Origin of the sequence: Arachnia propionica (genome assembly GCF_003932785.1) — a bacterium.
Lineage (GTDB): Bacteria > Actinomycetota > Actinomycetes > Propionibacteriales > Propionibacteriaceae > Arachnia > Arachnia propionica_B.
Map to the genome: position 1 here is coordinate 1 of NZ_RQYT01000046.1, position 26,065 is coordinate 26,065.

General features: G+C 65.8%; 19 protein-coding genes and 1 pseudogene. 14 read left to right on the forward strand and 6 right to left on the reverse strand.

Annotated features, from left to right (window positions below):
• Positions 1–590: 590 nt before the first annotated feature.
• A complete protein-coding gene (locus EII35_RS13540; protein ID WP_125228998.1) occupies positions 591–2,087 on the reverse strand; it encodes a CoA-acylating methylmalonate-semialdehyde dehydrogenase in 1,497 nt (498 codons plus the stop codon).
• A 213-nt stretch (positions 2,088–2,300) separates the two neighbouring features.
• Between EII35_RS13540 and EII35_RS13545 the strand changes: the two genes are divergently transcribed.
• Together EII35_RS13545 and EII35_RS13550 are read left to right on the forward strand one after the other, a co-directional pair.
• Complete coding sequence (locus tag EII35_RS13545) at positions 2,301–3,494, forward strand: Gfo/Idh/MocA family protein (RefSeq protein WP_125228999.1); 1,194 nt, start codon at positions 2,301–2,303, stop codon at positions 3,492–3,494.
• A gap of 13 nt (positions 3,495–3,507) precedes the next feature.
• On the forward strand, positions 3,508–4,527 hold the full coding sequence (locus tag EII35_RS13550) for a sugar phosphate isomerase/epimerase family protein (protein WP_125229000.1): 1,020 nt from the start codon (positions 3,508–3,510) through the stop codon (positions 4,525–4,527).
• A 144-nt stretch (positions 4,528–4,671) separates the two neighbouring features.
• Here EII35_RS13550 and EII35_RS13555 read toward each other — a convergent pair whose 3' ends face one another.
• The 4 genes and pseudogenes from EII35_RS13555 to EII35_RS13570 form a co-directional block, all read right to left on the reverse strand.
• Positions 4,672–6,966 carry an ABC transporter permease gene (locus tag EII35_RS13555; protein ID WP_185744345.1) on the reverse strand — a complete coding sequence of 765 codons (2,295 nt, stop codon included), beginning with the start codon at positions 6,964–6,966 and terminating at the stop codon, positions 4,672–4,674.
• 5 nt (positions 6,967–6,971) lie between these two features.
• Complete coding sequence (locus EII35_RS13560; protein WP_125229002.1) at positions 6,972–7,727, reverse strand: ABC transporter ATP-binding protein; 756 nt, start codon at positions 7,725–7,727, stop codon at positions 6,972–6,974.
• A gap of 712 nt (positions 7,728–8,439) precedes the next feature.
• Positions 8,440–8,916, reverse strand: a pseudogene (locus EII35_RS13565) (IS5 family transposase); the annotation flags it as partial.
• A 234-nt stretch (positions 8,917–9,150) separates the two neighbouring features.
• Positions 9,151–10,485, reverse strand: a complete 1,335-nt coding sequence (locus EII35_RS13570) for a haloacid dehalogenase-like hydrolase (protein WP_260465136.1) — start codon at positions 10,483–10,485, stop codon at positions 9,151–9,153.
• A 162-nt stretch (positions 10,486–10,647) separates the two neighbouring features.
• Here EII35_RS13570 and yaaA point away from each other — a divergent pair, with 162 nt between their 5' ends.
• The 12 genes from yaaA (at position 10,648) to EII35_RS13630 (ending at position 25,272) form a co-directional block, all read left to right on the forward strand.
• The gene (yaaA, locus tag EII35_RS13575; RefSeq protein WP_125229004.1) at positions 10,648–11,418 is read left to right on the forward strand and encodes a peroxide stress protein YaaA; all 771 of its coding nucleotides are present in this window, start codon (positions 10,648–10,650) and stop codon (positions 11,416–11,418) included.
• Between the two features lie 216 nt (positions 11,419–11,634).
• Positions 11,635–12,393, forward strand: coding sequence for a matrixin family metalloprotease (locus EII35_RS13580; protein WP_185744347.1), 759 nt, complete (start codon positions 11,635–11,637; stop codon positions 12,391–12,393).
• 45 nt (positions 12,394–12,438) lie between these two features.
• Positions 12,439–12,972 carry a hypothetical protein gene (locus tag EII35_RS13585; protein WP_125229006.1) on the forward strand — a complete coding sequence of 178 codons (534 nt, stop codon included), beginning with the start codon at positions 12,439–12,441 and terminating at the stop codon, positions 12,970–12,972.
• A 159-nt stretch (positions 12,973–13,131) separates the two neighbouring features.
• Entirely contained in the window at positions 13,132–14,232 is a 1,101-nt protein-coding gene (locus tag EII35_RS13590; RefSeq protein WP_125229007.1) for a carbohydrate kinase family protein, read from the forward strand.
• 69 nt (positions 14,233–14,301) lie between these two features.
• Positions 14,302–15,633, forward strand: a complete 1,332-nt coding sequence (locus EII35_RS13595) for a hypothetical protein (protein ID WP_125229008.1) — start codon at positions 14,302–14,304, stop codon at positions 15,631–15,633.
• Between the two features lie 11 nt (positions 15,634–15,644).
• Positions 15,645–17,039, forward strand: a complete 1,395-nt coding sequence (locus EII35_RS13600; protein ID WP_125229009.1) for a hypothetical protein — start codon at positions 15,645–15,647, stop codon at positions 17,037–17,039.
• Between the two features lie 26 nt (positions 17,040–17,065).
• Positions 17,066–18,412: a hypothetical protein gene (locus EII35_RS13605; RefSeq protein WP_125229010.1), complete on the forward strand. Its 1,347-nt coding sequence runs from the start codon at positions 17,066–17,068 to the stop codon at positions 18,410–18,412.
• Positions 18,413–18,432: 20 nt separating this feature from the next.
• Positions 18,433–19,890: a hypothetical protein gene (locus EII35_RS13610; protein WP_125229011.1), complete on the forward strand. Its 1,458-nt coding sequence runs from the start codon at positions 18,433–18,435 to the stop codon at positions 19,888–19,890.
• 26 nt (positions 19,891–19,916) lie between these two features.
• Positions 19,917–21,251 (forward strand): hypothetical protein, encoded by a 1,335-nt coding sequence (locus EII35_RS13615; protein WP_125229012.1) that lies wholly within the window; start codon positions 19,917–19,919, stop codon positions 21,249–21,251.
• Positions 21,251–22,564, forward strand: a complete 1,314-nt coding sequence (locus tag EII35_RS13620) for a hypothetical protein (RefSeq protein ID WP_125229013.1) — start codon at positions 21,251–21,253, stop codon at positions 22,562–22,564. The genes EII35_RS13615 and EII35_RS13620 overlap by 1 nt, the downstream gene beginning before the upstream one ends.
• A gap of 45 nt (positions 22,565–22,609) precedes the next feature.
• A complete protein-coding gene (locus EII35_RS13625) occupies positions 22,610–23,941 on the forward strand; it encodes a hypothetical protein (RefSeq protein ID WP_125229014.1) in 1,332 nt (443 codons plus the stop codon).
• An 8-nt stretch (positions 23,942–23,949) separates the two neighbouring features.
• Entirely contained in the window at positions 23,950–25,272 is a 1,323-nt protein-coding gene (locus tag EII35_RS13630) for a hypothetical protein (protein ID WP_125229015.1), read from the forward strand.
• Positions 25,273–25,883: 611 nt separating this feature from the next.
• Here the strand turns inward: EII35_RS13630 and EII35_RS16270 are convergent.
• The coding region (locus tag EII35_RS16270) for a hypothetical protein (protein ID WP_221739763.1) at positions 25,884–26,065 on the reverse strand (182 nt) is incomplete at its 5' end.

Below are 26,065 nucleotides of genomic sequence, written 5' to 3' on the forward strand. Positions count from 1 at the left end.
GACCGCGCGCTCACGCAACTCCGGGCTGTACTTCTTGGGCATGTTCCAATTCTCCTTCAACTGGATCGGAACCAAACCCAGGACGGTTCAAACAGGGCATGGAATTGGTCGATGGTGACGCCTGTGCTATTGTACATGTGGCAGCTCGCTCCTCTCGGATTTGTTTCCAAGATTTATCCTATCGGAACGAGCCGCCCCTTTCTGCTTAATTTACGGCGTGTCCCATGATGCCGATTTCAAGCCCCTGAATAACCCTCCCATTCTCTCGTGAAGCATTCGATGCCCCATCAAGGGATTTCTTTAGACGCACAAATAGCCCTCGTGAATAACGCCCTAAGAGGGTGCGCGGATAGGTGAATCTACTGCGGTCGCCCCGTTGCCCCCGGCTGTGTTGTCCTCCTCGAACGCACGATCCAGTGCGCTCTTCGTCGTCCGCCTCGCCAAGGGGCCACCGTGACGATCCTCGTCACGATCCCCCTATCCGCGCACCCTCTAACTTCCAAGCAGTCAGTCTCCGGAAAACACCTGCAGTCACCATCGCGAACCTTCCAAACGACGGCGGGCCCCGGTTCTCACCGGGGCCCGAGTTGTCACTCCTCGCGCTGGAAGCTCATCGTCGCGGCGTAGGCGCCGGACTCCGAGGGCCAACGGCTGGTGATGGCCTTGGCGCGGGTGTAGAAGTGGACGCCCTCCGGGCCGTGGATGTGGGTGTCGCCGAGCAGCGACTCCTTCCAGCCACCGAAGGAGTAGTAGGCCACCGGGGTCGGGATCGGCACGTTGACACCGACCATGCCGGCCTCCACGTCGAGCTGGAAACGGCGCGCGTAGCCACCGTCGTTGGTGAAGATGGCTGCGCCGTTGCCGAACTCGGAGGCGTTGACGATCTCGATGGCCTCGGCGTAGTTCTCGGCCTCGACGATGCACAGCACCGGCCCGAAGACCTCCTCCTTGTACACCGGCGCATCGAGCGGCACCTTCGTCAGCACCGTCGGGCCGACCCAGAAGCCGTCCTCGTACCCGTCGACCTTGAGGCCACGGCCATCGAGGACCACCTTCGCGCCGCGGGCCTCGCCGTCGTCGATGAGGCCGACGATGCGGTCCCGGGCCTTCGCGGTGATGACGGGCCCCATCTGGACGCCCTCGTCGAGGCCGTAGCCGACCTTGATCTTCGCGCCATTCGCGGCGACGAGCTCCGCGAGCTTGTCACCGATCCCGCCGACGGCGACGACCACCGGCAGCGCCATGCAGCGCTCACCCGCGGCGCCGAAGGCGGCGGCGGAGATGTGCTGCGCGGCGAACTCGAGGTCGGCGTCGGGCATGACGATGGCATGGTTGTTGGCGCCGCCCAGCGCGTGCACGCGCTTGCCGTGCGCGACACCCGTGTCCTGGACGACGTGCGCGACGGGGGTGGACCCGACGAAGGAGATCGCGTTGATGCCCGGATGGGTGAGGATGTCGGAGACCAGCTGACGGTCACCCGCCAGGACGTTGAACACGCCGTCGGGCAGGCCGGCCTCCTTGTAGAGGCGGGCGATGATGAGTGACGCGGTGGGCGTCGGCGACGCGGGCTTGAGCAGGAACGAGTTGCCGGTGGCGATGGCGATGGGGTGCATCCACATCGGCACCATGACGGGGAAGTTGAAGGGGCAGATGCCCGCCACGACACCGACCGGCTGGCGGATGGTGTGGATGTCCACACCGCTGGAGATGTCGAAGGAGTACTCGCCCTTCAGCGCGGCGGCGATGCCGCAGGCGAAGTCCAGGGTCTCGCGGCCGCGCTGGATCTCACCGATGGCGTCGGAGTAGTCCTTGCCGTGCTCGTCGACGATGGCGCGGGCCAGCTCGTCCTGGTTGGCGAGCACCAGCTCACGCATCTTGAACATGATGGCGGTGCGCTTGGCCAGCGAGTACTTGGCCCATTCCTTCTGCGCCTTGGCGGAAGAGGCGACGGCGTGGTCGAGGTCGGCCTTGCTGGCCGACAGCAGCTCTGCGGTGACCTTGCCGGTGGCCGGGTTCTCTACGGGAATGGTGTGGTCCGGCTTCCCCTCATAGGGAGCGCCGTCGATCCAGTGGGAGATGGTGGGCATGGATGTCCTCTCGAAGGTTGTTCAGCCCGAGGCTTTGTCCTAACAATACCACCGGATTGCTGACATGCCACCCCTTCCACGGAATCCTCAGGCACGACCGAACGGCTCCTGACATGCTTGGAACGCATCTCATCGTTTGTGCACACATCCCTTGCACATGCCGAGCAGGAGGGTGCACGATGGTGCCACCCTCACCGTCGAGAGAAGGACACCATGACCCAGACCCTCTCGGTTGCCGTCATCGGAGCCGGCATGGCCGGGCGCACCCATGCCAACGCCTGGCGCCAGGTCAACACCATCTACGACTCCGACCTGCCCCGCCTCCGCCTGGCCACGATCGCCGACCAGCACCTGCCCTTCGCCGAGTCCGCGGCGAAGGCGTACGGCTATGAGCACGCCACCGCCGACTGGCGCGACATCGTCGCCGATGACAGCATCGACATCGTCTCCATCGTCGTCGCGAACTCCCTCCACCGGGAGATGGCCGAGGCCCTGGTCCGCTCCGGCAAGCACGTCCTGTGCGAGAAGCCACTCGCCGACACCCTCGAGGACGCAGCCGCCATGGCCGAACTGGAGGCCGGCCACGACGTCGTGACCGGGCTCGGCTACTGCTACCGCCGCAACCCGGGCATCGCGCGCATCGCCGAGCTGGCGAAGGACGGCTCCCTCGGCACGGTCAGCCACTTCAACGGTTCCTACTTCTGTGACTACGGCGCCGACCCCCGCACCCCCATCGCCTGGCGCTACACCGGGCCCATGGGCTCCGGGGCGCTCGGGGACGTCGGCTCCCACCTCATCGACGTCGCCGAGCTGGTGTGCGGCCCCATCGCCTCGGTCAGCGGCGCCATCCTCGCCACCGTCATCGACCACCGCCCCCGCCCCAGTGGGGTCGTCATGGGTGGCCGCGGTGTCACCGCCGACGCGGAGGAGACGCAGGAGCTCGTCGCCGTCACCAACGACGACGTCGCCACATTCACCGCCCGCTTCGCCTCCGGGGTCGTCGGGACGTTCTCCGTCTCCCGCGTCGCCCACGGCACCCCCAACTCGCTGCGCTTCGAGGTCATCGGCACCCGCGGCCGCGCCGACTTCGACATGGCCCGGGCCGGGGAGATCACCCTCACCGACTCGACCTCCCCCGCCGGCCTCGGCGGGCCACGCCAGGTGCTCGTCGGGCCGACCTTCCCGTACTTCGCCGACGGATCGTCGATGGCCTTCCAAGGGGTCGGGTTCACCCAGATCGAGCAGTTCACCTACCAGGCCCACGCGTTCCTGCAGCAGGTGGCGGGGGTCACCGACGGCGCGCTGCCGCCCTGCGCGTCGTTCGCCGACGGCCACCGCGAGATGCGGATCGCCGACGCCATCGCCCGCTCCGCCGCCGCTGGCGGCGCCGCCATCACCATCGAATGAGAGAGAAACCATCATGGCCTTCACCTACGGCGCCTACACCGCCTGCCTCCAGGACCGTGACCTCGACGAGGTCCTCGACATCCTCGCCGCCAACGGCCTCACCGGGGCCGAGGTCAACGTCGGCGGGTTCATCCCCAGCCCGCACGCCCACGTCGACCTGCTGCTCACCAACGAGAAGGCCCGCGTCGCCTACCTGGAGAAGTTCTCCTCCCGGGGCATGACGCTGGCGGGGCTCAACGCGTCGGGCAATCCGCTGTCGCCGCTGCCAGGCGTCGGCCCGAAGCACGCCGAGGACGTCCACAAGGCGATCGACCTGGCCGCGAAGCTCGGGGTCGCGGAGATCGTGACGATGTCCGGCTGCCCCGGCTCCGACCCGGACGCGAAGTATCCGTCGTGGGTGGTCAACCCGTGGAACGGCGTCGACATGGACATCCTCGACTACCAGTGGTCGGTGCTCGTGCCGTTCTGGCAGGAGGTGGACCGGTTCGCCGCGGATCGAGGCGTGAAGGTGTGCTGGGAGCTGCACCCGCACAACGTCGTGTTCAACACCCCGACCTTCGAGCGGTTCATCGCGGAGGCGGGAACGACGAACATCCACGTCAACCTGGACCCCTCGCACCTGTTCTGGCAGCAGATGGAGCCCATCGACGTCATCGCACGGCTGGGACGCCACATCGGCCACGTCCATGCCAAGGACACGAAGATCTTCCCCGGTGCGAGCTACCGGGGCGTGTTGGACACCTCGTTCACCCGGGTCCCGGCCGAGGATCCCGGCAAGGTGCCAACGGGGATCGGTTTCTGGTGCAACGCCTGGCCCGAGGACCCGGCGTGGCGGTTCGTCGCCGTCGGAAACGGGCACGACGTCGAGTACTGGACGCGGTTCCTCAAGGCATTGCAGGCCGTCAACCCGGACCTCAACATCACCATCGAGCACGAGGACGCCTCGCTCGGCCAGGAGGAGGGTCTCGCGGTCAGCGCACGGACCCTCCTCGCGGCAGCGGCCAATCTCCAGGGCCAGCATCCGACGGATTAGAGGGTTCGCCGGAGGGCGGATAGTCGCGGGGGTCATCAAGGTGGCCCCTTGCGACGCGCACGCTGAGGATGCCAGCGGTTCACGCCTTCGCGGCAGACACCACAGTCGAGTGGCCGCCGTGAATTCTTCTCTCCGCCCTCACTCCTATTCCGTGAGCAATTCTCGTGGAACTATGCCACGCATCCGCTGTCCCACCGCCCAGGTCACGAGCCACGCGAAACCACAGATCCCGGCACCCAAAAACGCTATCCACGGAACCGGAGGATTCAGCGGAAAACCCCTGATTCCCGTCAGCCCCAACAAAAACTCAAACAGTGGACTGGCCAACACGACTGCCAAGCCCGTACCCAGCAAGGTCGATCCGAAAACGACTGGAAGAAAAGCAAACTCCACCTGCTTCATGAGGTTCCCCTGAGTGAACCCCAACGCCTTCTTCACCCCCAGCTCAAGACGCAGTTTAGAAATCATTGCGGACACGATCAGTACAATCACCAGCGCCACCATGAACATGGCAAGAATGACCATGCCGAACACCAAGGCGGGGAGGCGGTCAAGATAGGTCGACAACTCTACCTCGATACCACTCCTGACATCGATCAGAGTACGAATCTTTTCCTTGAAAACATTCGACAGTTCACCGATGTACTTACCACTCTCGGCTGGATCAACCAAGTACACCGACAGCGAAGAGTACTGGAACTCAGGTTGAAGCCGACGGTACGCATCGCCTGTCAAAATCACGAAAACTCCGGCGAACCGCATTCCCGTCGCAATCCCTGTAACACGGTAGTTGGAGGTCACCCCTCCAAGCGAAACAGTATGGATATCACCGGGCCGAAGCCCCTCTTTCGCCGCCAAACCATGGCCTACAACTATCTCATCAGCTTCTCTTGGCAAGTCCCCTTCATAAACAGGATTGAACCGATAGTCACCCGGATCCTCAGTCACTTGGAACAGAATCCGTCCAGAATCAGTCTCCTGCACCTCAGAGTGGGTCAGTAGAACATTGGAGACACCGCTCATCGACAAGACGGACTTTTGAATATCAGCCATGTCGACTGACTCATTCAGGGCCATCCTGACATCCGGAAGATCGCCGTTGATCCGATTCAACACGTTCTCACGGTCCGAGACGCCAGTCGCCAGGCACAGGATGAAAGCCGCCGAGAAGGAGAGGGTCACTGCAGTGACACCGACAACGATATTCTGCGCCACATGCTGTCTGGCCATTCTGAAACCCATGGCCATCGACAGGGGCAAGAGGCTCCTGCTCAAGCGGGATCCACCTCGCCACCGACGAACATTCAGGCGACCCCTCCCCCGCAGAAGTTCAACGACGCCAACACGCCGCAAACCGATGGCAGCTCCCATCGCGGTGAACGCAAAGATGACAACCGTCGAAAGCAATACCACGCCCACCAGCCATGGAACAATAGCCCCCTTCCAGTTCAGGCCACTCTGGCTGGAAAGGAGACTTTCCAAACGACCGAAAAGAGCTATGGATCCCAACATCCCCGCGACCGCCGCGACGAAGGCCAGCAGCACATAGCTGAAAGACAACTGCCTCATCACCATCCCCGAGGTGTAGCCGGACGCTCGGAGCACACCGATCGCGGCAGAATCCTCAAGAATGAGACTCTTCATGACAAATCGAGCCAAAACAAAACTGATGCCGACAAGAAGCACCGCCAGACCGACCATCAGGGCGGCAACGAGACGGGCTCCGATCAGCAGATTCTCCTTGACGTCTTGAAGGTTGTTCCAAGCAAGACCAGCCCCATCCAAGGCCTCCTCCAGAGCACGGTCCACCTCGATGCTGTCGGCACCAACCGCCTGCACGATTCGCAGTTCCGTCAACCCTTCCAGTTGACGAAACTGCTCCCCACCGATCCAGAGAAAAAATGACCCAGATCCGCCGTGAACAACCTCGACGAATCCCTGGATCTGAAATACGTACTCCCTTTCACTGAAATCAACCTTGATCTCATCACCAAGCTCGTACCCGCCCTGGGTCTCAAAACTCAGCGGAACCCAGACCGGGCTCTCATAACTTGTCGGGGCCTCACGGACTTTCCTGGGATGGCCAAACTGAGCCTCCTCATCACGATCTTGAAGCAAGATGAGCCCGTCAAAGTCATGCGACCCGAACCTGATACTCCCTCTTCCACCTTTCACGGCAACCAGCTCATGGCCCTGCACCCGCGCATCCTGCGCGATGGAGTTCTCAGCCACATCAGCCTGTTCCGGCCACACCACCCGGTAAGCCGATTGCGCCTTGGTCTCCGTGGCAAGGCGATCGAAATGGGAGCCATACGTGAAGATGACCAGAAGCGCCGAATAGATCAGACCCGAGGTCAGGGTCAACAGCAGGAAAAGAACGGAGAGTTGCCCGAAGCGTTTGCGAAGATTGCGACGCGCCAAGATCAGCCCAGCAAGCATCCTCATCACCATCCGTGCGATTTCAAAAAGTCGCGCAATTGTTGGATTCGAGATTCAGCTTCAGCCGAATAGGTCTCCAGATTCAACTCGCCTGCCACACCACCATCCTTCAGGTATATGACTCGGTTTCCACGTAGAGCAGACCGGAAGTCATGGGTGACCATGACGATGGTCTGCCCCTCAAGATTGATCTCGCTGAAAAGATCCAGAACACGCCTTGCATTCTCCGAGTTCAACTGACCGGTCGGCTCGTCAGCGAAGCAGACGGTCGGCGAATTCATGAGCGCGCGTGCGATGGCAACGCGTTGCGCCTCCCCGCCGGACAACATGCTGGGAGTCTTCGAGAAGCTGCCTGTATCGATCCCCACTTTTGCAAGCAACATCTCAGCTCGCTCGACCACCGATTTTCGCTTCCTCGACCCCAACAAACCGATCGCCATGAGGTTGTCCATCACCGAAAGGGAATCAAGCAGATGAATCTGCTGAAAAACAAATCCGCAATGATCTCTGCGAAATCGGGCCATACTCCTCTCATTGAGGTCGGTAATGTCCACTCCGCTGAAGAAAATCGATCCCCCCGAGACATGGTCCATGCCGGAGAGCGCGTGAAGTAACGTCGACTTGCCCGCTCCGGATGGACCCATCACCACGGCGAAGTCACCCTGGGTGATACTCAGGTCGACTTCGTCCAGTACACGGGATACCTGCTTGCCGAGGACAAACGTCTTACTCATCCTCGCCGCTTGGATGATGACTGACATACCCTTGAGCCTAGTTCATGGAGAAGCGGTTCGCAGGGCTTCCGCACCGAAACTTGCGTCATCCAAGCAGCCGACTCCAGCGGACCACCCGGCATGAAAGGCATCGCCGGGATCCTGAACTCCTCACAGTCCCCTGAGAACGCTGAGGTTCCTGTCCCATCCAGCTACTGCGCGACGCCTCACCTCCCCTTTCTCCACACCCGAAACAGTAAACAAGGCGTTATTCACGACCTTCTTCTCCGCTGGTCGAGCCGGACCGTGCGCGCCAGCGCGCCGTCCGTGTCGAGACCCCTGGCAAACGGTGCAGGAACTCGAGCTGATCGGGAATCCCGCGGAGGTCTCGACACGGGCCCTCCGCAGGCTCCGGACCCGGCTCGACCAACGGTGAAGAAGGCGACTCTGCCACGGAAACAAACAGCCGCCCAGGCCCCGTGAATAACGCCTACAGACTGGCTGGGCAGACAGCCTTGCGTCGCTTGCCTATGAACGCCGTCTGGCCAGGAATGTCGCGGTGGATTGCATTCGCTGAGCCATGCAGGAGCTTGGTCCATGGTGCATCACTGTACGAGCTCAAGGGACCATGGAATCGGACACTAGCAGCTGACTTACGGAGGCACGGCGGACGCATCTACTGCGGTCTCACGGTGACCTCTTTTGACGGACCTCTTCAACCGCCATGCTCCCGTGAGCACTTCCTCATTTAGAGGTGGTTTCATAACTGTTGGCGTGTTTGTATGAGGAATCGCATGGTGGTGTAGGCCGCGGCGAGGGTGAGGAGGGCGTTGGTGGTCGTGGCGGTGCGGTCCCAACGACGGTCAAGACGCCGGAAGGTCACCAGCCAGGCGATGCTGCGTTCGATGACCCATCGGTGACGGTCCAGACGTTGGGAACTGTCCACACCCCGGCGCGCGATACGAGGCTTGATCCCGAGCCGGCGGAGGTGACGACGACACCGTGCGTAGTCATATCCCTTGTCAGCAAGTAGTTTCTCGGGGCGCCGACGTCGCCTGCCCGGCCCGGGTGTCTTGATCGCCAGAGCCTGGTCCAGCAGCGGCTCGAACTGTTTGGAGTCATGGGTGTTGCCAGCTGAGAGGATCACTTCCAACGGGATGCCGTGGGAGTCGGTCAACAAGTGGTACTTCGATCCGTTCTTTCCGCGATCCACTTGACTGGGACCGACGAGTTCTCCCCGCTCCACCCAACCCTGCCAGCAACGACACCCGGCCTGGAGGGTGCGCGGATAGGGGATCGTCACGAGGACCGACACGGTGGCCTCCTGGCAAGACGGACGACGGTGAGCGCACTGGACCGTGCGTTCGAGGATGACAACACAGCCCGGGGGTCACTGGGGCGACCGCAGTGGATGCTCCTGTCCGCGCACTCTCTTGGAAACGACTTCTCAGATGACGCAAGGTCGTCAAGTTCAGCCGTGGATCGTGTCCTGCTGGTCCTCGATCAGGTTGCCGGCGGTGTCCTTCAGCGGACCCCTGCCACCGTCGGGGAGGATCTCACCGGCGGTGGAGCAGCGGTAGGGGTCGTCCTCGCGATCCTCGGGATCGATGAACATCGGGTTGATGAGCCACTTGCCGTCCTCGTTGTCGTAGGCGTGGCACATCAGTTCCGTCTTGTTCCGGTTGATCGCCAGCCGCAGTCCCGTCGCGTCGGTCATGAAGGAGACGTCGGTGTCGGAGTCGCCCGCGCCGAAAGCCGGCCTCCTGTCGTCAGGGGCGACCTGGAAGGCGTCGGGGCCGGTGATGCCGAAGATCTGCTCGTTGACGCGGCACCGCTTCCCTTCGATGTAGGTCATGGCGGCCTCATCACCGCCACACGGTGTGAGGGTGCTGGTGCGCTTGTCCCCGTCGTACTGCACGGTGACCCCCATCACCTTGTCGGCCTCCAGGCCGAGCGGTTCCGCCCAGACCCGCACGACGGGTTCCGCGGAGGCGGAGACGATGCGGACGTCGAAACCGTTGCTCCGCATGACCTCGATGAGGTTGGTGATCTGGTCGTAGTAGCGGACCCATCCCGTCACATCGTCGCCGCCCACGATCTGCTCGGCGCCCTGGGCGGCCTTGAGGTTCTGGTCCCTCGCCTGCTTGGCGAACTCCATGATCTCGGCGTCGGTGTACCCGGCGAGCAGTTGGACGGCGAAGGCGTACTGGGGTTCAACACGTCGGGCGTTGTACCCGGCGAAGGCATCCGCCTCACCCTTGGTCTCACCGTCGGAATAGATCTCCAGGATCTCATCGGCGCAGGTCCGGCCCGCGTCGGTGTTCGTGGGCAGGGGTTGCCCGGGCTCCGCCAGTCCCCCGCAGGCGGTCGTGAGTGCCTGCACGGCGGCCGGCGTCAGCCACGGACTGACCGTGGCCCAGTCGGCGGGTTGCAGCACCTTGCCGTTGGCCAGCATCCAGTAGGTGGTCGCGTCGCCGATGTCGTTCTTGACGACGGTGTTGTCCCAGTCGAACAGGGCCAGCGGGGCACCCGTGGTGACGTCACCGGGGCCGCCACCGCAGGTGCCGAGCTCCCGGATCATCGCGTTGAGCCGCTCCCGGTTCTCGCCGTACCAGCCGGGATCAGCGGACAGTTCCGGACACCCCGACGGCGATGCCGACGACGGCGCGGTCGACCCGCCCGTCGGTGCTGCACTGCTGGACGAGGGTACGGCGCTCTGGCCGGGAGCCGCCTGACCTCCTCCACCGCAGGAGGTCAGCAGCAGCGCCGCCGCAGCCATGCCCGTCACCCATGATCGTGTTCTCATCTCGGTCCTCTCCCACACGGCGCACCCTCCGTTGGGCACCCCGTCACGGCTTCAGGGTAACCACTGGAGGGCCTCCGCACCCGGACCAGTTCGACGATTCGTCCGGGACCAGAAACAGCGGGCCTCCTTGACTCCGACTCATCGGCTGCCTATCAATGATCCATGCTCACCGTGATCTCCCCCGCCAAGTCCCTCGACCTCACCTCGGAGCTGCCCACCCGCACCCACACTCAGCCCCGCCTGGTCGCCGAGTCGGCCGGGCTGATCGAGGTGCTGCGCACGAAGTCGCCGGAGGAGATCGCCGATCTGATGCGGATCTCCGACGATCTCGCCACCCTGAACGTCACCCGCTACCGGGAGTTCGACGTCGAGCACACCCCCGACAACTCCCGTCCGGCCGTGCTGACCTTCGCGGGCGACGTCTACCAGGGGTTGCAGGCGGCGACGTTCACGCAGCGCGACTTCACCGAGGCCCAGAAGTCGCTGCGGATCCTGTCGGGGCTGTACGGGCTGCTGCGGCCGCTGGACCTCATCCAGCCGCACCGCCTGGAGATGGGAACCCGGCTGGGGACGGAGCGCGGGAAGAACCTCCACGAGTGGTGGGGCACCCGGATCACCGACCTCCTCGCCGAGGACCTGGCCGCCTCACCGGGCGCGACGGTGCTGGTGAACCTGGCCTCTCAGGAGTACTTCGGCGCGGTCGACGTGGAGCGGCTGGGGACCAAGGTCGTCTCGCCGCGCTTCGAGGACCGCAACAAGGACGGGGTGCCGCGCGTCGTCAGCTTCCACGCCAAGCGGGCCCGGGGCACGATGGCGGCCTGGCTGATCCGCAACCGCCTCCGCTCCGCGTCGGCCCTGCTCGACTTCGCCGAGGACGGCTACACCCTCGACGAGGCCCGCTCCACGGCCGAGGTCCCGGTCTTCGTCCGCTGACACCCGCCCCCGGCCCGGGTTCAGCTCGACCAGCGGAGACGGAGCACCGGCCATAGGATGGGGAAGGGAAACCACGAAACCACTCCTCCGATGGTGACTCCACAAAGGAGGGAGACCGTGGCACAACTCGTAGTACCCGCCAGATCTCGGCGCCTTCGCTCCCCATGGTGGGGATGGGGTCCACTCGCGGGCAGCGTCGTCGCCCTCATCCCAGCGTTGCCGATCTCCTTGCTGCTGTCGCTCGTTGCGTTGCTCGCCGTCCTGCTCACCGACGACTCCGCGCCGCACCGTCGTCTCACCCTGCGCCTCGTCGTCGGGTGGATCGCGCTGCAGGCCATCGTGATGCTGGTGGGCGGAGCACTCTGGAGTTCCTTCCACTTGACACTGCCCAAGCCTCTCCGCTATGATCAACGTCACCGGCACCCGGAATCAAAGGAGACATCGAGTGCTAAAAAAACGACATACCTCTTGATCTTGATATTGACCACTGCCTCGATCCTCTGGGCAGGCTCGCCCACCTCTCACGGGTACACGACCACCGGCTGCCGTTGGGGAACGAAATCACCCACCATTTCCACCCGAAACGTCCATGGCACCTACAACAGCGCCCTTTACAGCGCACGGTCCAACATCAATGCCCGGACACCAGTCACCCTCAACACCACTTACGAGGGTGCCTTGTGGTGGGCTTGGGACGGTAGCTACGGCTCGTCTGGCTGGGAGGGAATTTCTTCTTGGAGTTGCCGCTCGGGGAAGGTCACTGGTGCCAACTCGCGGGTCAACGAAACCTATCTCGCAGGAGCACCCTCGGGACAGATCAAGGTCGTGTGGCTTCACGAACTTTCCCACGTCTTCGGGCTTGGCCATGTGAACTCCAAGAAACGCGTCATGTACACGAGCGCCTCTGAGGCCTACAGAAATGGGGTCCGATCCCTCACCAGTGACGAGATCGCCGGGTACAGAAACCTGTACTGAAAGGGGATGACAGTGCGAGGCATTTCACGAACCATTCCAGCCATCATGATCACAGCCCTCCTGCTCAGCACAGGCTGCACTCCCGAGGCACCTGAGGAACGTCACGTCTCAGCGACTCGGACCAAGACCTACTCCTCACAGGACGAGTTGATCAAGGACAGCGCACTCATCGTGATAGGGGTTGCCGAATCCCAGACCGTGGCGCGAGACCTGGACCCCGATCTGGATTTCACGATCACCCAGTTCAATGTTCTTCGGACCATCAAGGGGACTCCTGCACGAACGATCATGGTCCGTCAGACCGGATCAGTAGCTCAGGGCGCACCAACGGAAATTTTGACCAAAGGTGAGGAGTACCTGCTCTACCTGACGCCGAGCAATCTCCCCGGGAAACTTGCCTCCCAGTACTACGTGACGGGGCTGAACGCAGGGATCTACCAGAAGCAGGATCCATCCGCTGCCGATCGGACGTCACAGTCGAATCTCGACAGCGATGTCATCTACACCCGGGCAGACCCCGATCCCGCAGACCATCTCCCGATGAGCATCGACGATGAGGGCAACTCGGAGGAGGCGTAGTTCAGCTACCGGGCACATCACCGCCGCCTGTGTACCGAAACACCGCCGCCAAGAGATCGTGTGAACGCAACACTGTCCCAACCCCACCGCCTCCCGTCATCCACGCCTCGATACACTGCCGATGACACCCGTTCTCAGGCGCGATTCGGAAGGGGCACCATGAGCCAGAACACATTCGATCCCCTGGCCGGCATCCGCACCGACAACGATCCGCCGCTCGACGTGTTGAGCACCGGGACCGTCTTCTTCGACCTCATCTTCTCGGGCCTGGACCGGATGCCGATACCCGGTGAGGAACGCATGGCGCTCGGCATGGGCTCGTGCCCGGGCGGGATCGCGAACCTGTCGACGGCACTGGCCCGGCTGGGGCTGCGGACCGGGCTGGTCGCCGGGTTCGGCGACGACGCCTACGCCGATTGGATGTGGGACATGCTCAGCCAGTGCGAGGGCATCGACCTCAGCTCGTCGCCGCGTTTCGAGTCGTTCCACTCCGCCATCACCGTCGCCATGACCGTCGACGGTGACCGAGCCATGGTCACCCACATGCACGACACGCCGGAGCCCCTTCACCGGTGGATCCTCAGCGCCCCTGAGGCACGGGCCGCCGTCCTCGACCTGGGTGGCGAGACGTTCTGGTGGCCGACGCTGACCCGACGCGGCACCATCCTGTTCGCCGACATCGGATACGACGAGACGGGACATTGGGACCAGGCGACGCTGCGCCCCCTCGAGCACTGCCACGGCTTCACCCCGAACGCGGTGGAGGCGATGGGCTACACCCGCACCGACTCGCCCGCGCGGGCGGTGCGGAAACTCGCCGACCTCGTCCCGCTCGCCATCGTCACCGACGGCGCCAGCGGCTCCTATGCCATCGACCAGTCCACCGGGGAGGAGGCCTACTGTCCGGCCGTGGCGGTCCAGGCCATCGATGCGACGGGCGCCGGGGACGTGTTCGCCTCCGCCATCGTCATGGGCACCCTCGCCGGGTGGCCCCTCGAACAGCGGCTGCGTTTCGCGTCGCTGTGTTCCTCACTGGCGGTCCAGCAGTTCGGCGGCTCCCTGGCCGCCCCCGGCTGGGGAGACATCAGCGACTGGTACCAGTGCATCTCGAAACGGGCCGAGGAGGGGGACCTGAAGGCCAGTCACATCCTGCGTGACTACACCTTCCTCGCCGAGGTGCTGCCGAAGCACCGGCTGCAGGGGGTGCGTCGCGCCCAGGCCACCTTCGCCATCCCCTCGGACCTCAGCATCCATCACTGACCCCCCGGCCCCATAAGATCAGCCTTGACGCCCCGATGACGGTCATCGGGTGCCTCCCAGGAAAGCTCCATGAGACGTCGTGACCTCCTGCTCGCCGGTGCCGCCCTCTCCCTGCAGGCCTGCTCTGGTTCCTCCGGTGCCCGGCCGTCGCTGGGTACGCCACCACCGTCGGTGAGCCCCTCCTTCTCGGCGCCGCAGCCACCGTCGCCCGATGCCGTCCCGAAGTCCTTCGCGCAGGCCAGCGAGTGGCCGAAAAGGCGGGTCAGCCGATCCATCACGGCCCTGCACCGGGACCATCTGTGCGCCACGCTGCTGCGGAGGGCCGACATGAACGATCCGCTGGAGTTCCCCGCGGTGGTGGACCTCAACACCCACCGCACCCGGATCCTGATGCTGGATGACCAAGGGGAGTTCAGCACCGCGGAGGCCGACCTCGCCGCCATCGAGGCCGGCCTGTCGAAGGACCAGCCGGAGTTCGGGAAGCTCCTGTTCTGCGGCCCGGCGGTGATCGACGACGAGGCGGCCTATCTAACGGTCTACACCCCCAAGGAGAAGCCCAAGGACTACGTGGCCGCCCACCTGGTCAAGGTGCGCCACTCCGACGGCCAGGTCGAGGCCTCCGCCATCCTCATGGAGGACCTCTACTATCCGTACAGAGAAGCCCGGATCACCCTCTCCTTCTCACCCGACCGGTCGAGCCTGCTCGTGGCATCCCGGTCGGACCAACTGACCAACAGGGAGACCGACTTCTTCGGCTTCCGGTTGAGCGCCAAGGATCTCTCCGTCGAGTTCGACGCCCGCGACGTGAGGCCCCCGGGCTCACGGAGAATGTGGCAGTATGGCGCCGCGATCCGGTTCCTCTCCGAGGGCACCACACACCCCATGATTCTCCTGGCCAACGGCGCCGAGGTCGACGTCACCTCGATGGCTGGTCGGTTCGTCGTCGGCGAGTGGTGTCTGTACAACCAGAAGGACACGGACCTGGTGTTCCAGCGGAACCTCACCACCGGCGAGGAGCAGCAGGTCTCGGGGCTCGTGCCCGATGACATCCTGCCCTTCGGCGACTTCACCCCTTGGACGGAACGCTCGTCCTTCGTCTCGATGCACAGCCTCCTCCTGTCGCCACGTTGCGTCGTGTGGACGCCCGGAAATCCGACCGCGGTGGTCCCGTGGACGGCCGATGAGAGACCGCTGCCCTCCCTCGCCACCGTCTTCGGCAACGTCCTGTTCTCCGGGCATCACCAGCACGACGACGGTGCCGTGACACTCCGCTCCCTCGACACCGGCGAGGTCATCGCCACCGCTGCCTCCGTCCCCTCGTACGGCAACTGGGGTGTCTCGGCCTGGGGGCTCGTGGCCGGTGGAGTGTTCCTGCCCGCGAACGAGTGGATCCCACGATGAGGAGCGCGACCATGACCACACTGTTCCGGCAGCGTTCGCTGCGTCGCCGCGACCTCCTGATCGCCGCGACGGCCCTCGCCGGGTCCGCCGTCACCGGCTGCAGCTCCAGCTTCCACGACGCTCTGCAACCCCCCACCCCGGGGGAGATCCCGGTTGAGTTCGCCGACCACGCCGTGTGGCCGGGCAACAACACCTACTTCGCCGTCACCGCGATGCGGGAGCGTCACCTCGTCGGCATGACCACCGTTGCGGATGCGGCGGGCACCTTCGTCAGCGGCTGGGTCCCGGTACTCGTGGACCTGACGGGTGGGATCACCCGCGCCGTCCTCACCGACGACTCCGGCGCCTGGGTGACCCGGGTCGTGAAACCGACATCCGGTCTGGAGAGGAAGAAACCCGCCGCGACCGCGCTCACCACTCTCGTGGAGGGCCCGGCGGTCATCGACGACGAGTACGCCTATCTGTGCGTGGGGGTCATCCTCTGGGACTTCCCTCAGCAGGAGCCCGTGATGAAGGGACAGAGCCTCGACGCGCTCGGCCACCTCGTGGTGCTCAAGCTCCGGCTCAGCGACGGGGCGGTGGTCGCCTCCCGGACGGCCAGCGATCGTTTCGCGCAAGGCCCCTTCGCGGGGCGGGTCCACCTGTCCTTCACCGCGGACCGGAGTTCGCTGCTGCTTGCGGGTGGGAGATACGGATCCGAGGCCCGGGACAAGGGCGCGGGCTGGGTGGGGTTGCGGCTGCGCTGCTCGGATCTGGAGATCGAATACGACGCGCACGTCCTCCACGGGACGGACCTGGCAAGGTCGGTGATCCCCGCCGGCCAGGGCCTGCTGTTCGCGTATACGTGGGGCGAGCATCCAGAGGTGATCTCCCTACTCACGGAGCAGCGCTACCGCCATGAAAGCCCCGCCGTGGGCCACCCGAGCGGCGAGGAGGCCCTCGTCGTCGGCGACTGGGTGTATCTCCTGGAGAATCACGGCAAGAACGGACAACAGGACCTCCACCGCTACATCGTCAACATGGCCACCGGGGAGCGAACCGACATTCCCGACGCGGATCCAGATTTTCCGGTCTGGCCGAGCGTCTTCACGGATCGTTCCTTCCTCCTCGATGCCGACCTGCCGTACCGGTTGGCGGTGTGGCCCCTCGGCGCCGCCGAGCCGCAGGCCACATGGCCGAGCTCCGAGGCCCTCACCGTGGAATCCGTCGCCATCCTTGGCGAGCACTTCTTCGCCCAGGGGAGGCAGGACGGCAAATCGGTACTGAAGGTGCTCCCGTTCGACTCGACGACACCGGTGGCCACGATCGAGTACCAGAAAGGCCTCTTCGACAAGGTGACGGCGGTGACCCGATGGGGCATCGTGACAGGCCGGGGGTTCATCCCCGCCACCCGCTGGCTCGACTGACCCCAGCCACTGACAGGAAGGAAGCCATGCGACGTCGCAGTTTTCTCCTCGCCTCCGCCGCACTGTCCCTGCAAGGGTGCAGCCCCGCGGCTGCGCCCCACCCCTCCATCGCACCCGTACCGTCCAGTTCCCCCAGCCTGGCGGTGACGATCCCGTCGCCGCCCGGACCGGATGCAGTGCCTCGCGCGTTCTCCCCCACCCCGTTGTGGCCGAGCGTCGACATCGCCACGCGGATCACCGCGATGCACCGGCACCACCTGTGCGGCGCGGTCGCCCACAGCACCTCCCGCCGGCACTCCCCGGAGGCGACGCCGTTCCTCCCCGCCGTCGTCGACCTGACCGGACCCACCACGTGGTTGCTGTCGCTGAATCCCGATGGGGGCTTCACCACCCAGCAGACGGATCTCGTCTCCCTGCTCAACAAGGACGACGATCACCCGGAACCGGGACCTGTGCTGCAGTGCGGCCCTGCGGTCCTCGACGACACCGCGGCCCACTTGGTGGTGGCCGCCCGTCCGAGTTCCGATGCGGATCCCCGCGAGGAGGGGAGCAGCGTTCATCTGGTCAAGGTTCGCCTCGCGGACGGTCAGGTCGAGGCGACCACCGAACTGGCGGAGAACTTCCCGATCCACCACCACACGGAGATGTTCCTGTCCTTCTCACCGGACCGCTCCAGCCTTCTCGTCGCGGCGACGGACTACACCGGGAGCCGCCCGAGGATCATCGGGATGCGGCTCGCGGTCTCCGACCTCAGCATCCAGTTCGACCTCTCCCAGCTGGGACTCCCGATCAGGACGGCGCACGCGGCGGGGGGCGCCGTGAACATCGTCACCGACCACTGGTCCCTCATCATGCTGCACGACGGCACCCGGCTGGACGACGTCGGGGAGGCCACCGTGGTCCTCGAGGAATGGCTCCTCAGCTCAACCCGGCAGGGGATGAACACACGCAACCTGACCACCGGCGAGGAGCACGAGGTCACCGGAATATCCACGCTCCCCGGAGAGTTCCTCACCTCAACCAGCAAGCCATTCCCCCAACCGCCCCTGTGGACCGAACGGACCACCCACGTCGACATCTCCTCCGACTCCAAGGTAAAGAGCCTGACGGCCTGGACCCCGGGGACGACGGCGCCGAGGCTTCAGTGGACGGAGGAGGAGCAGCCCGTTCCCTCCGGGGCGGTCGTGTACGGCGACGTCCTGTACTCCGGGCATCCGGAGCATGATCGCGCCGCCCTGACCCTCCGCGCCCTCGACACCGGTGAGGTGCTCGCGACGCTGCCACGCATCGTTCGCGGCGGCGACATCGGCGTCACCGCCTGGGGCGTGTCGACGGGTGGTGTCGTTCTCCCCGCCACCGACTGGTTCGCATGACCCAACAGAATCGAGATGCGATGATCCACAACCGCCCGCTGCGTCGCCGCACGTTCCTCGCCACGGCCTCGGCCCTCGCGGTCGCCGGATGCGGCACCACGGCATCGGACCCCGTGGAGAGCCCCACCCCACGGGAGATCCCCAGCCCACGGGAGATCCCGACGTCCGCACAGATCCCCACCCGATTCACGGCCCGCTCGTCATGGCCCAGGGGTCAGGAGAAGGCCTCCAGCCGCATCACCGCCCTGAGCGGTCGACACCTCACCGCCACGGCCCCCGTGGACGAGGCCCGCGATCTGTTCGCCGGAGGCCAGGTTCCGGTGATCGTCGATGTCGCGACGGACACCACCCGGGCCGTCCTCGTCGACGCGAACGGCGCCTGGATCACGAAGCAGGTGACGGTCGGCGGTGAACATCGGGCACGCGAGCCCCGAACGGAGTTGACCGCCCTCCTGCCGGGCCCCGCGGTCATCGACGGCGAGCACGCCTACATCTGCGTCGGCGTCGACGCTCCGGCGCCGGAGGCCACGTCAACCCCCTCGGCCCACATTCCGGAATCGGACAAGGACTGGCCGGTGGTGTTGCTGAAGATCCGTCTCACCGACGGCGCGGTCGTCGGATCCTTGACGGTGCACGACCACTACCCGGAGAAGGACCTGGCGGAGAACCTGCACCTGTCCCTCTCCCCGGACCGCGCCTCCCTGCTCCTGGCCGGTTCGGGCCGCAGGGGCCTCGTCCACGGCCGACCGAAATGGATCGGGATGCGGATCAACGCGTCGGACCTCACCGTCGAGTTCGAACCGCGTCACCTTGTCCATCTCCAAGAGGTGGAGGAGGTGACGGCCGCAGGCCAGGGCATCGTCGTCTCGTCGTCGGAACCCAGCCGCCTCGAGGTTCTCTCGCTGGTGACGGGGCACCGCCACACCATCGTCAACCATGAGAACACCCGATTCGAGATCACGGCGGCCCTTGTCGTCGGCGACTGGGCGTACCTGAGGCAGGTCACCCATGGCGAAAGCGGGGAGCAGCACTCGCGGTACGTCATCGACCTGGCCTCGGGCGAGAGCGGCGAACTGCCCGGCACCGACTTCGATGTTCCCCGCTGGCCGGTGGTCTCCTCCGATCAGCGGCTGCTCATCGGCCTGGGACGCCGAAAGTTGTTGTCCGTGTGGGAGCCGGGGGAGGCGGAACCGCGGTACCGGTGGCAGGACCATGTGGACCTGGCCCCCTGGGCGGCGGCGTCCCTCCAGGACCACGTCTACATCCGCTTCCAGGATCCTCTGCCGGGGCGGTTGGAGATCCGCCAGGTCGGTTCGGCCGAACCGGTCGCCAACACCGAGGAGCCGTACCCCGACGCGTACGAGGTGCAGGCGGTGAGTCGCTGGGGCCTGGCGACGAGGTCCAACTTCTTCCTGGCCACCCACTGGCTCGACACACCGGAGGAACCCACCCCGTCGCCGACGGCCGCGCCCAGCTGAACCCGTCGCCTCCTAGAATTCGGATCGTGAAGGAAGCCATGCGACGTCGCAGTTTTCTCCTCGCCTCCGCCGCCCTGACGCTGCCCGCGTGCAGCCCAGCGTCCGGCCCGGCACCCCGGCCATCCATCGCACCGGCCCCCACCCTCCCGACGCAGACACCGCCACCCCCGCTGGCCCCGCCCGGTCCGGAGGCCGTCCCGAGGTCCTTCAGGATGTCGGCCTCGTGGCCCGGCATCAAGGTGGAGACCCGGATCACCGCCCTCCACGGGCATCACCTGTGCGGCGCCGTGTTGCGAGGCGACCAGGATGCGCTCTCCTACCCCGTCGTGGTGGACCTCCGAGCCCACACCACCCGCGTCATACAAGCCGACGGGGTCGGCACCTTCACCACCCGAGAGATCGAACTCGAGCTCCTCCAGAAGTACCGGCATCCCTCACACGAGGGTCCTGAGATCGGCACGGTTCTCGCCACGGGCCCCGCCGTCCTCGACGACGACCACGCCTACGTCATCGTCGCTCGCCCCCTCACCGCCCTCCACGCTCCCAAGGAGCACGCTGTCATCCACCTGCTCAAGATCGCGCTCGACGACGGCACCATCACCGCCTCGACGACGGTCGGTGAGTCCCAACACATGGTCTGGCTCCCCACCATTCACCTCAACCTCTCCGACGACGGCGCCAGCCTCCTCGTGTCGTCGAGTGCGCCGGGCGACGTGATCGGGCTGCGGCTCGACAAGAGTGACCTGTCCGTGCAGTTCGATGTCCACGACCTGCCCGACGCGCCCTTCATCGCCGTGGGCGACGCCCTCGAGACCCGCCGCAGGACACCCCCGGACAGTCTGGTGCTGCTGACCGACGGGCAGAGCCTTCCCGCTCCCGGCGGCACCCACACGTTCGTCGTCGGTCACTGGCACTACCGTCAGGAGTCCGATTCGGGCCCGGTGGTGCTGCGGGACCTCACCACCGGCGAGGACACGGCCCTGTTCGGGTTCCCTGACCGGGGCCTGGGGTTCCCTGCACACTCCTTGGCCTACCCGAGGGTGTGGTCCCGCCAGTTCGTCCTGGCCGGGAAGGATTCGGAGGACGTGCACCTCCCGATGTCCGCGTGGCGGGTCGGTGAGGCCTCCCCCCTGCTCCGCTGGTCCGTGGACGAGCGCGCTGACGTCCCCGGCCACGCCGTGTTCGGGGACGTCCTGTACATCACGGATAGCCGGACTGAGGACGAACTGGTCCTTCGTTCGCTCAGGTCAGGGGACATCCTCGGCACGACTCCCATCCGGTGGCGCGAAGGAGGTCTGGCCGTGAACTCCTGGGGCATCGCCACGGCCGAACGCTTCATCCCCGCCGACGACTGGTTCTGATGATGGGAAGCACCATGCGACGCCGCGACCTGTTCACCCTCACCGCCACCATCGCAGGCGGCACCGTCCTGGGAGCCACCGGCTGCACCCCACACCACGATGCCGCCTCCGCTGAGCCTGCCCCGGTTGGTTTCACTCACTCCCCGGCGTGGCCCGCAAACCGGGCACGGACCGAGATCACCGCCGTCAGGGACCGACACCTCGTCGGCTGGGCTCACGTGTCGGAGGCGGAGCGGCTGTTCCGCCTCGGCTGGGTGCCCATCATCGTGAACGTGACCGGTGTCACCACGAGGGCACTGCTCATCGACGACGACGGCACCTGGACCACCCGCAGGGTGACCGTGAAGGATGAGCCCGGCTCCGGGAACGCCCCCACGACGCTCGTCCCCGGCCCCGCCGCCATCGACGACACCCACGCCTACATCGTCGTCGGGGTTTTGTTCGACGGATCGACCGGGACCCACAACTCGGCCGCCCCGGTGGTCCTGCTGAAGGTCCGGCTGAGCGACGGCTCCGTCGTCGCTACCACCACGATCAGCGATCGGACCCGTCTCCGCGCCCTCGAACGGGCGGCCCTGTCCTTCACCGAGGACGGCAACTCCCTCCTGCTGGCGTGCGCCGACCCAGTCGGACAGGACGACAGCTGGATCGGGTTGCGGCTCAGCACCACCGACCTCGGCGTCGAGTTCGATGCCCGGACCCTGTTGTCCGGCCGTGAGCCCCACTCAGTGTCCTGCGCCGGGCAAGGGGTTCTGGTCACTTTCGACTTCCCGGAGAGCACCGAACTGATCGCCTTGGCCGATGGGCACCGGCAGACCACCCAGCACGACAACGGCATGGTCCTGGACGGTTGGACCTACCGGTTCGAGTCCCGGGGCGCGCATGCGCAGACCCTCATCGCCAACCACGCCGGCCTCCGACGGCGCGTCGAGATGGCCGGGGCCCGGGAGCTTCCTCCGCAGCCCCGATTCTTCTCCGGGAACCGGATCATCATCGACTTCTCGGAGGGACAGCACCTCCAGGTGTGGCGCCCCGGGGCCACGGAACCGAGCGTCGACCTCATCGCGCGGGAACAGTCCTTCCCCGCGGGGGTCGCGGTGTTCAACGACATCCTCTACACCTGGCGCGACGACGGCAGGCACACCCACCTGAAGCTGCAACAGCTCGATTCGGGCGAGGTGCTCGCCGAACGAACGCTGCCCCATGGCCTCCTTGGCTCCGGCGTGGGAGCCGTCACGCGGTGGGGCATCGTCAGCAACATGGCCAACACCGACTCGCCCCGATTCGTGAGGGCCACTGAATGGCTACCATGACACCCGTCACCGGGACCCCCGTCCTCCCCAGCCACGGAGAAGATCGTGCGACGCCGTAGTTTCCTGCTCGCCTCCGCCGCCCTGACGCTGCCCGCGTGCAGCCCGGGGCCAGGGCCCCGGCCGGTGATCCCACCGGAGCCACCCCTGCCGACGGTGGCACCACCACCGTCCGCCCCGCCCACCCCGGATGCCGTTCCTCGGGCCTTCGCAGGGACACCGGTGTGGCCGACCTCCGGCCAGCGGGCCAGCATCCATGCGCTCCACCGACACCACCTGTGCGGAGCGGTGTTCCTGTCGGCGGACGACGACCAGCAACCCCGCTCCCTGCCCGTCGTGGTGGACCTCACCGGTCCCACCACCTTGGCCGTACTCGGCGCAGGGGGAACCTTCACGACCCACGAGGTGGACCCCGGTTCCTTGACTGACAAGGCGCAGATCGATGAGTTCGGTCCCGAACTCATCCTGGTCCGGGCGGTCATGGACGACGACCACGCCTACGTCGTCGTGGCCCACCCCCACCACACGCACGAGAACCCCGAGAAGGACCACGCCGACCTGCACCTGCTGAAGATCGCTCTCGGCGACGGTGCCGTCACCGCATCCCTGAGCCTCCACGAGGGGTTCCCCGACACCACCCGGTGGTGGTTGTCCCTCAGTCTCAGTGCGGACGGTGCAACGCTCCTCGTGGCGGGGGCGGACCCTCAGGGACGTCATCAGCCCCCACACTGTTTCGGTGTGCGGGTCGCGTCGGCTGACCTGGCCGTCCAGTTCGACGCCAGTACCGCCATCCCTGACACGGCCAGCAAGGTGAGCGTCGAGGGTGACGCCCTGCACGTCCTGGACGAGACGGCGGGGGACAGTCTCGTCGTCCTGGCGAATGGGCGGGTGGTACCCATGCCCCGATCCCAGCTGCCCCACGTCGTGGGGGACAGCTGCTACCTCAACCTGGCCGAGAACAGCTTCGTGCTCAGGAATCTGGGCACCGATGAGGACACTGCGCTTTCGGACCTGAACCGCGGTCTCCTCCACGATCTGGGCCGCCCCGCCATCTGGACCCGGGATCCTCTCCTCTTCGCCTACGCCCCGGACAGCAGGGAGCCCCAGGCGTCGGCATGGATCCCGGGAGTCGCTGCCCCGGCCCTCAGCTGGAGCGGGAACCGCCTGCCGATTCCGTCGATGGTGGCCCGGTTCCGGGACGTCATCTACCACGACGCCTCGCAGCCACACGACGACACACTGGTCCTGCAGTCCATGACCACGGGGGAGTTGATCGACGCCACCCCGTGGGGGGCGCACGGCCTGGCCCTCGCTGTCAGCGCATGGGGCGTTGCGACGGATGAGGTGTTCATGCCCGCCACTGAATGGGTGCGATCGTGAGGAGAGCCATGTACCGCCGTCATTTTCTCAGCCTCACCGGCCTGGCCGTCGTCAGCGCCACCGGATGCACCTCGGGTCTCCGCTCCCCCGTCGACGCCCCCACACCTGAGGGGCATCCGACGGCCTTCGCGGACTCCCCTGCGTGGCCCGAGGGGAGGGCGACGGTCGAGATCACGGCGGTCCGGGACCGGTACCTGACGGCGATGGCTCCGGTCCCGGACGCGGACGGCACCTTCACCGAGGGCTGGACGGCCGTGGTGGTGAACGTGACGGGACCCACCACCTGGGCGCTGTTGCTCGAGGACGACGGCACCTGGACCACGAAGCAGGTGGCGTTGCGGGGGCAGGGACCACAGGTGAATCACGAGGACAAGGCCTTGACAAGCATCGTGAGGGGTCCCGCCGTCCTGGATGACACCCACGCCTACCTCGTCGTCGGCCTGTTCCCCCTCGAACCCGGCCAGTTCACCGGACGCCCCGAATCGGTCTACGGCCACAAGTACTGCCCGGCGATGTTGTTCAAGATTCGGCTGAGCGACGGCTCTCTCGTCGCGAGCACCACTGTCAGCGATGCCCTCAAGGTCGAGCGGCTCCGGCACGCGACCATGTCGCTGTCCACGGACGGCGGTTCCCTGCTCCTGGCGGCTGCTCCCGGCCGCGACGACGACCCCGCGGCGGGCGGTTGGGTCGGGTTGAGGCTGAGCACGGCTGACCTGTCCGTGGAGTTCGATGCCCGGGCCCTGTACGTCAGGACGCAGCTCACCTCGGTGTCGGCGGTGGGTGAAGGACTCGCCGTCACCTCCGCCTCCCATCTCGGCAAGGAACTGGTCCTACTGGCTGACGGTCGACGGTTCCAGGTCGCTCAGCGGGAACCGACGGTGCTCGGCGGCTGGGTTCACCTGACCATGCCGGAGCACCTGTGGGGGGCTGCTCACGTCGCATTCCATGTGGACTCCGGGAAGAGGGTCACGATGCAGGATCCGACGGTGCAGCTGCCGGAGTTGCCCACGATCTCCTCCCCGTATCCGGCCATCGTCCACCTCAGCTCCGGCACCCCCTTCCGGGTCTGGGTGCCGGGTGCCCCGGAGCCACTCCACGATGCGAATCGTTCCCCCGGGAAGCCGTCACCTGAAGGGGCAGCGGTGTGTGAGGACATCCTCTACACCTGGGCGGAGTCCACGTTGACACTCTGGCGACTGGGCAGCCACGACCCCCTGTCGACACAGCGGATCACGCCGGGTCGTCTCTCACCGGGGGTCGGGGTCGTCACCCCGTGGGGGCTCGCGACACCGACCCAGTTCTTCCGCGCCACCGAATGGTCGCGAGGCTGAGGGAACACACCCTCTCCCCGGCTCCGGTACGACCTTTCCCCGTTGGCAGAGCCGTCCGTGTCGAGACCACCGCGAGGGTCCCGGCTCGCCTTTTGCCCGCTGGTCGAGCCGCGAAGCGAAGCGAGCGTGTCGAGACCACCGCAACAGTCCCTGCGAACCCTCACCGGGTCTCGACACGGGCCCCTCCACTACGTTCCGGGTCCCGGCTCGACCAGCGGGGGAGGGGGATTTTCACCGGGTCTCGGCTATCGGGCGCGTTGCGCTCTCAGCTCACTACCTTCCGCTGGTCGAGCCGAGGCCGCAGGACTCGTGTCGAGACCTCCGCGAGGGTTGCCGCGAATCCTGTCCGGGTCTCGGCTGTCGGAGGTGCTGTGGTCTCGGATCGCCACCTCCCGCTGGTCGAGCCGGACCGCGAGCTTTGCGAGCCGTCCGTGTCGAGACCTCCGCAACGGTCCCTGCAGACCCTCACCGGGTCTCGACACGGGCCCCTCCACTACGTTCCAGGTCCCGGCTCGACCAGCGGGGGAAGGGGATCTTCACCGGGTCTCGACAATCGGGCGCGTTGCGCCCTCAGCTTGACCAACGGGAGATGGGTGAGGGAGCAGGGGTGTTCAGCACAGGGCGTATTGGACCCATTCCCAGGCCTCGGATTCCACCGGCCTGGCCTCCGGGGGTTCGGGCGGATCAAGCCATGGCGGGGGCGGCTCCTCCACCCTGGGTTCTGGTTCCGGAGTTCGGAGACACATCGTGCCGCCAGTGGCATGCACCAGATACTCAAACCCCGCCGGAGACT

Excerpts from the sequence above, each read along its gene's own strand:
- EII35_RS13545 (WP_125228999.1), top strand. The coding sequence starts at position 2,301 with ATGACCCAGACCCTCTCGGTTGCCGTCATCGGAGCCGGCATGGCCGGG.
- EII35_RS13560 (WP_125229002.1), bottom strand. The coding sequence starts at position 7,727 with ATGTCAGTCATCATCCAAGCGGCGAGGATGAGTAAGACGTTTGTCCTC.
- EII35_RS13540 (WP_125228998.1), bottom strand. The coding sequence starts at position 2,087 with ATGCCCACCATCTCCCACTGGATCGACGGCGCTCCCTATGAGGGGAAG.
- EII35_RS13550 (WP_125229000.1), top strand. The coding sequence starts at position 3,508 with ATGGCCTTCACCTACGGCGCCTACACCGCCTGCCTCCAGGACCGTGAC.
- yaaA (WP_125229004.1), top strand. The coding sequence starts at position 10,648 with ATGCTCACCGTGATCTCCCCCGCCAAGTCCCTCGACCTCACCTCGGAG.
- EII35_RS13605 (WP_125229010.1), top strand. The coding sequence starts at position 17,066 with ATGCGACGTCGCAGTTTTCTCCTCGCCTCCGCCGCACTGTCCCTGCAA.
- EII35_RS13630 (WP_125229015.1), top strand. The coding sequence starts at position 23,950 with ATGTACCGCCGTCATTTTCTCAGCCTCACCGGCCTGGCCGTCGTCAGC.
- EII35_RS13595 (WP_125229008.1), top strand. The coding sequence starts at position 14,302 with ATGAGACGTCGTGACCTCCTGCTCGCCGGTGCCGCCCTCTCCCTGCAG.
- EII35_RS13570 (WP_260465136.1), bottom strand. The coding sequence starts at position 10,485 with ATGAGAACACGATCATGGGTGACGGGCATGGCTGCGGCGGCGCTGCTG.
- EII35_RS13620 (WP_125229013.1), top strand. The coding sequence starts at position 21,251 with ATGATGGGAAGCACCATGCGACGCCGCGACCTGTTCACCCTCACCGCC.
- EII35_RS13555 (WP_185744345.1), bottom strand. The coding sequence starts at position 6,966 with ATGCTTGCTGGGCTGATCTTGGCGCGTCGCAATCTTCGCAAACGCTTC.
- EII35_RS13600 (WP_125229009.1), top strand. The coding sequence starts at position 15,645 with ATGACCACACTGTTCCGGCAGCGTTCGCTGCGTCGCCGCGACCTCCTG.
- EII35_RS13585 (WP_125229006.1), top strand. The coding sequence starts at position 12,439 with ATGATCACAGCCCTCCTGCTCAGCACAGGCTGCACTCCCGAGGCACCT.
- EII35_RS13610 (WP_125229011.1), top strand. The coding sequence starts at position 18,433 with ATGATCCACAACCGCCCGCTGCGTCGCCGCACGTTCCTCGCCACGGCC.
- EII35_RS13590 (WP_125229007.1), top strand. The coding sequence starts at position 13,132 with ATGAGCCAGAACACATTCGATCCCCTGGCCGGCATCCGCACCGACAAC.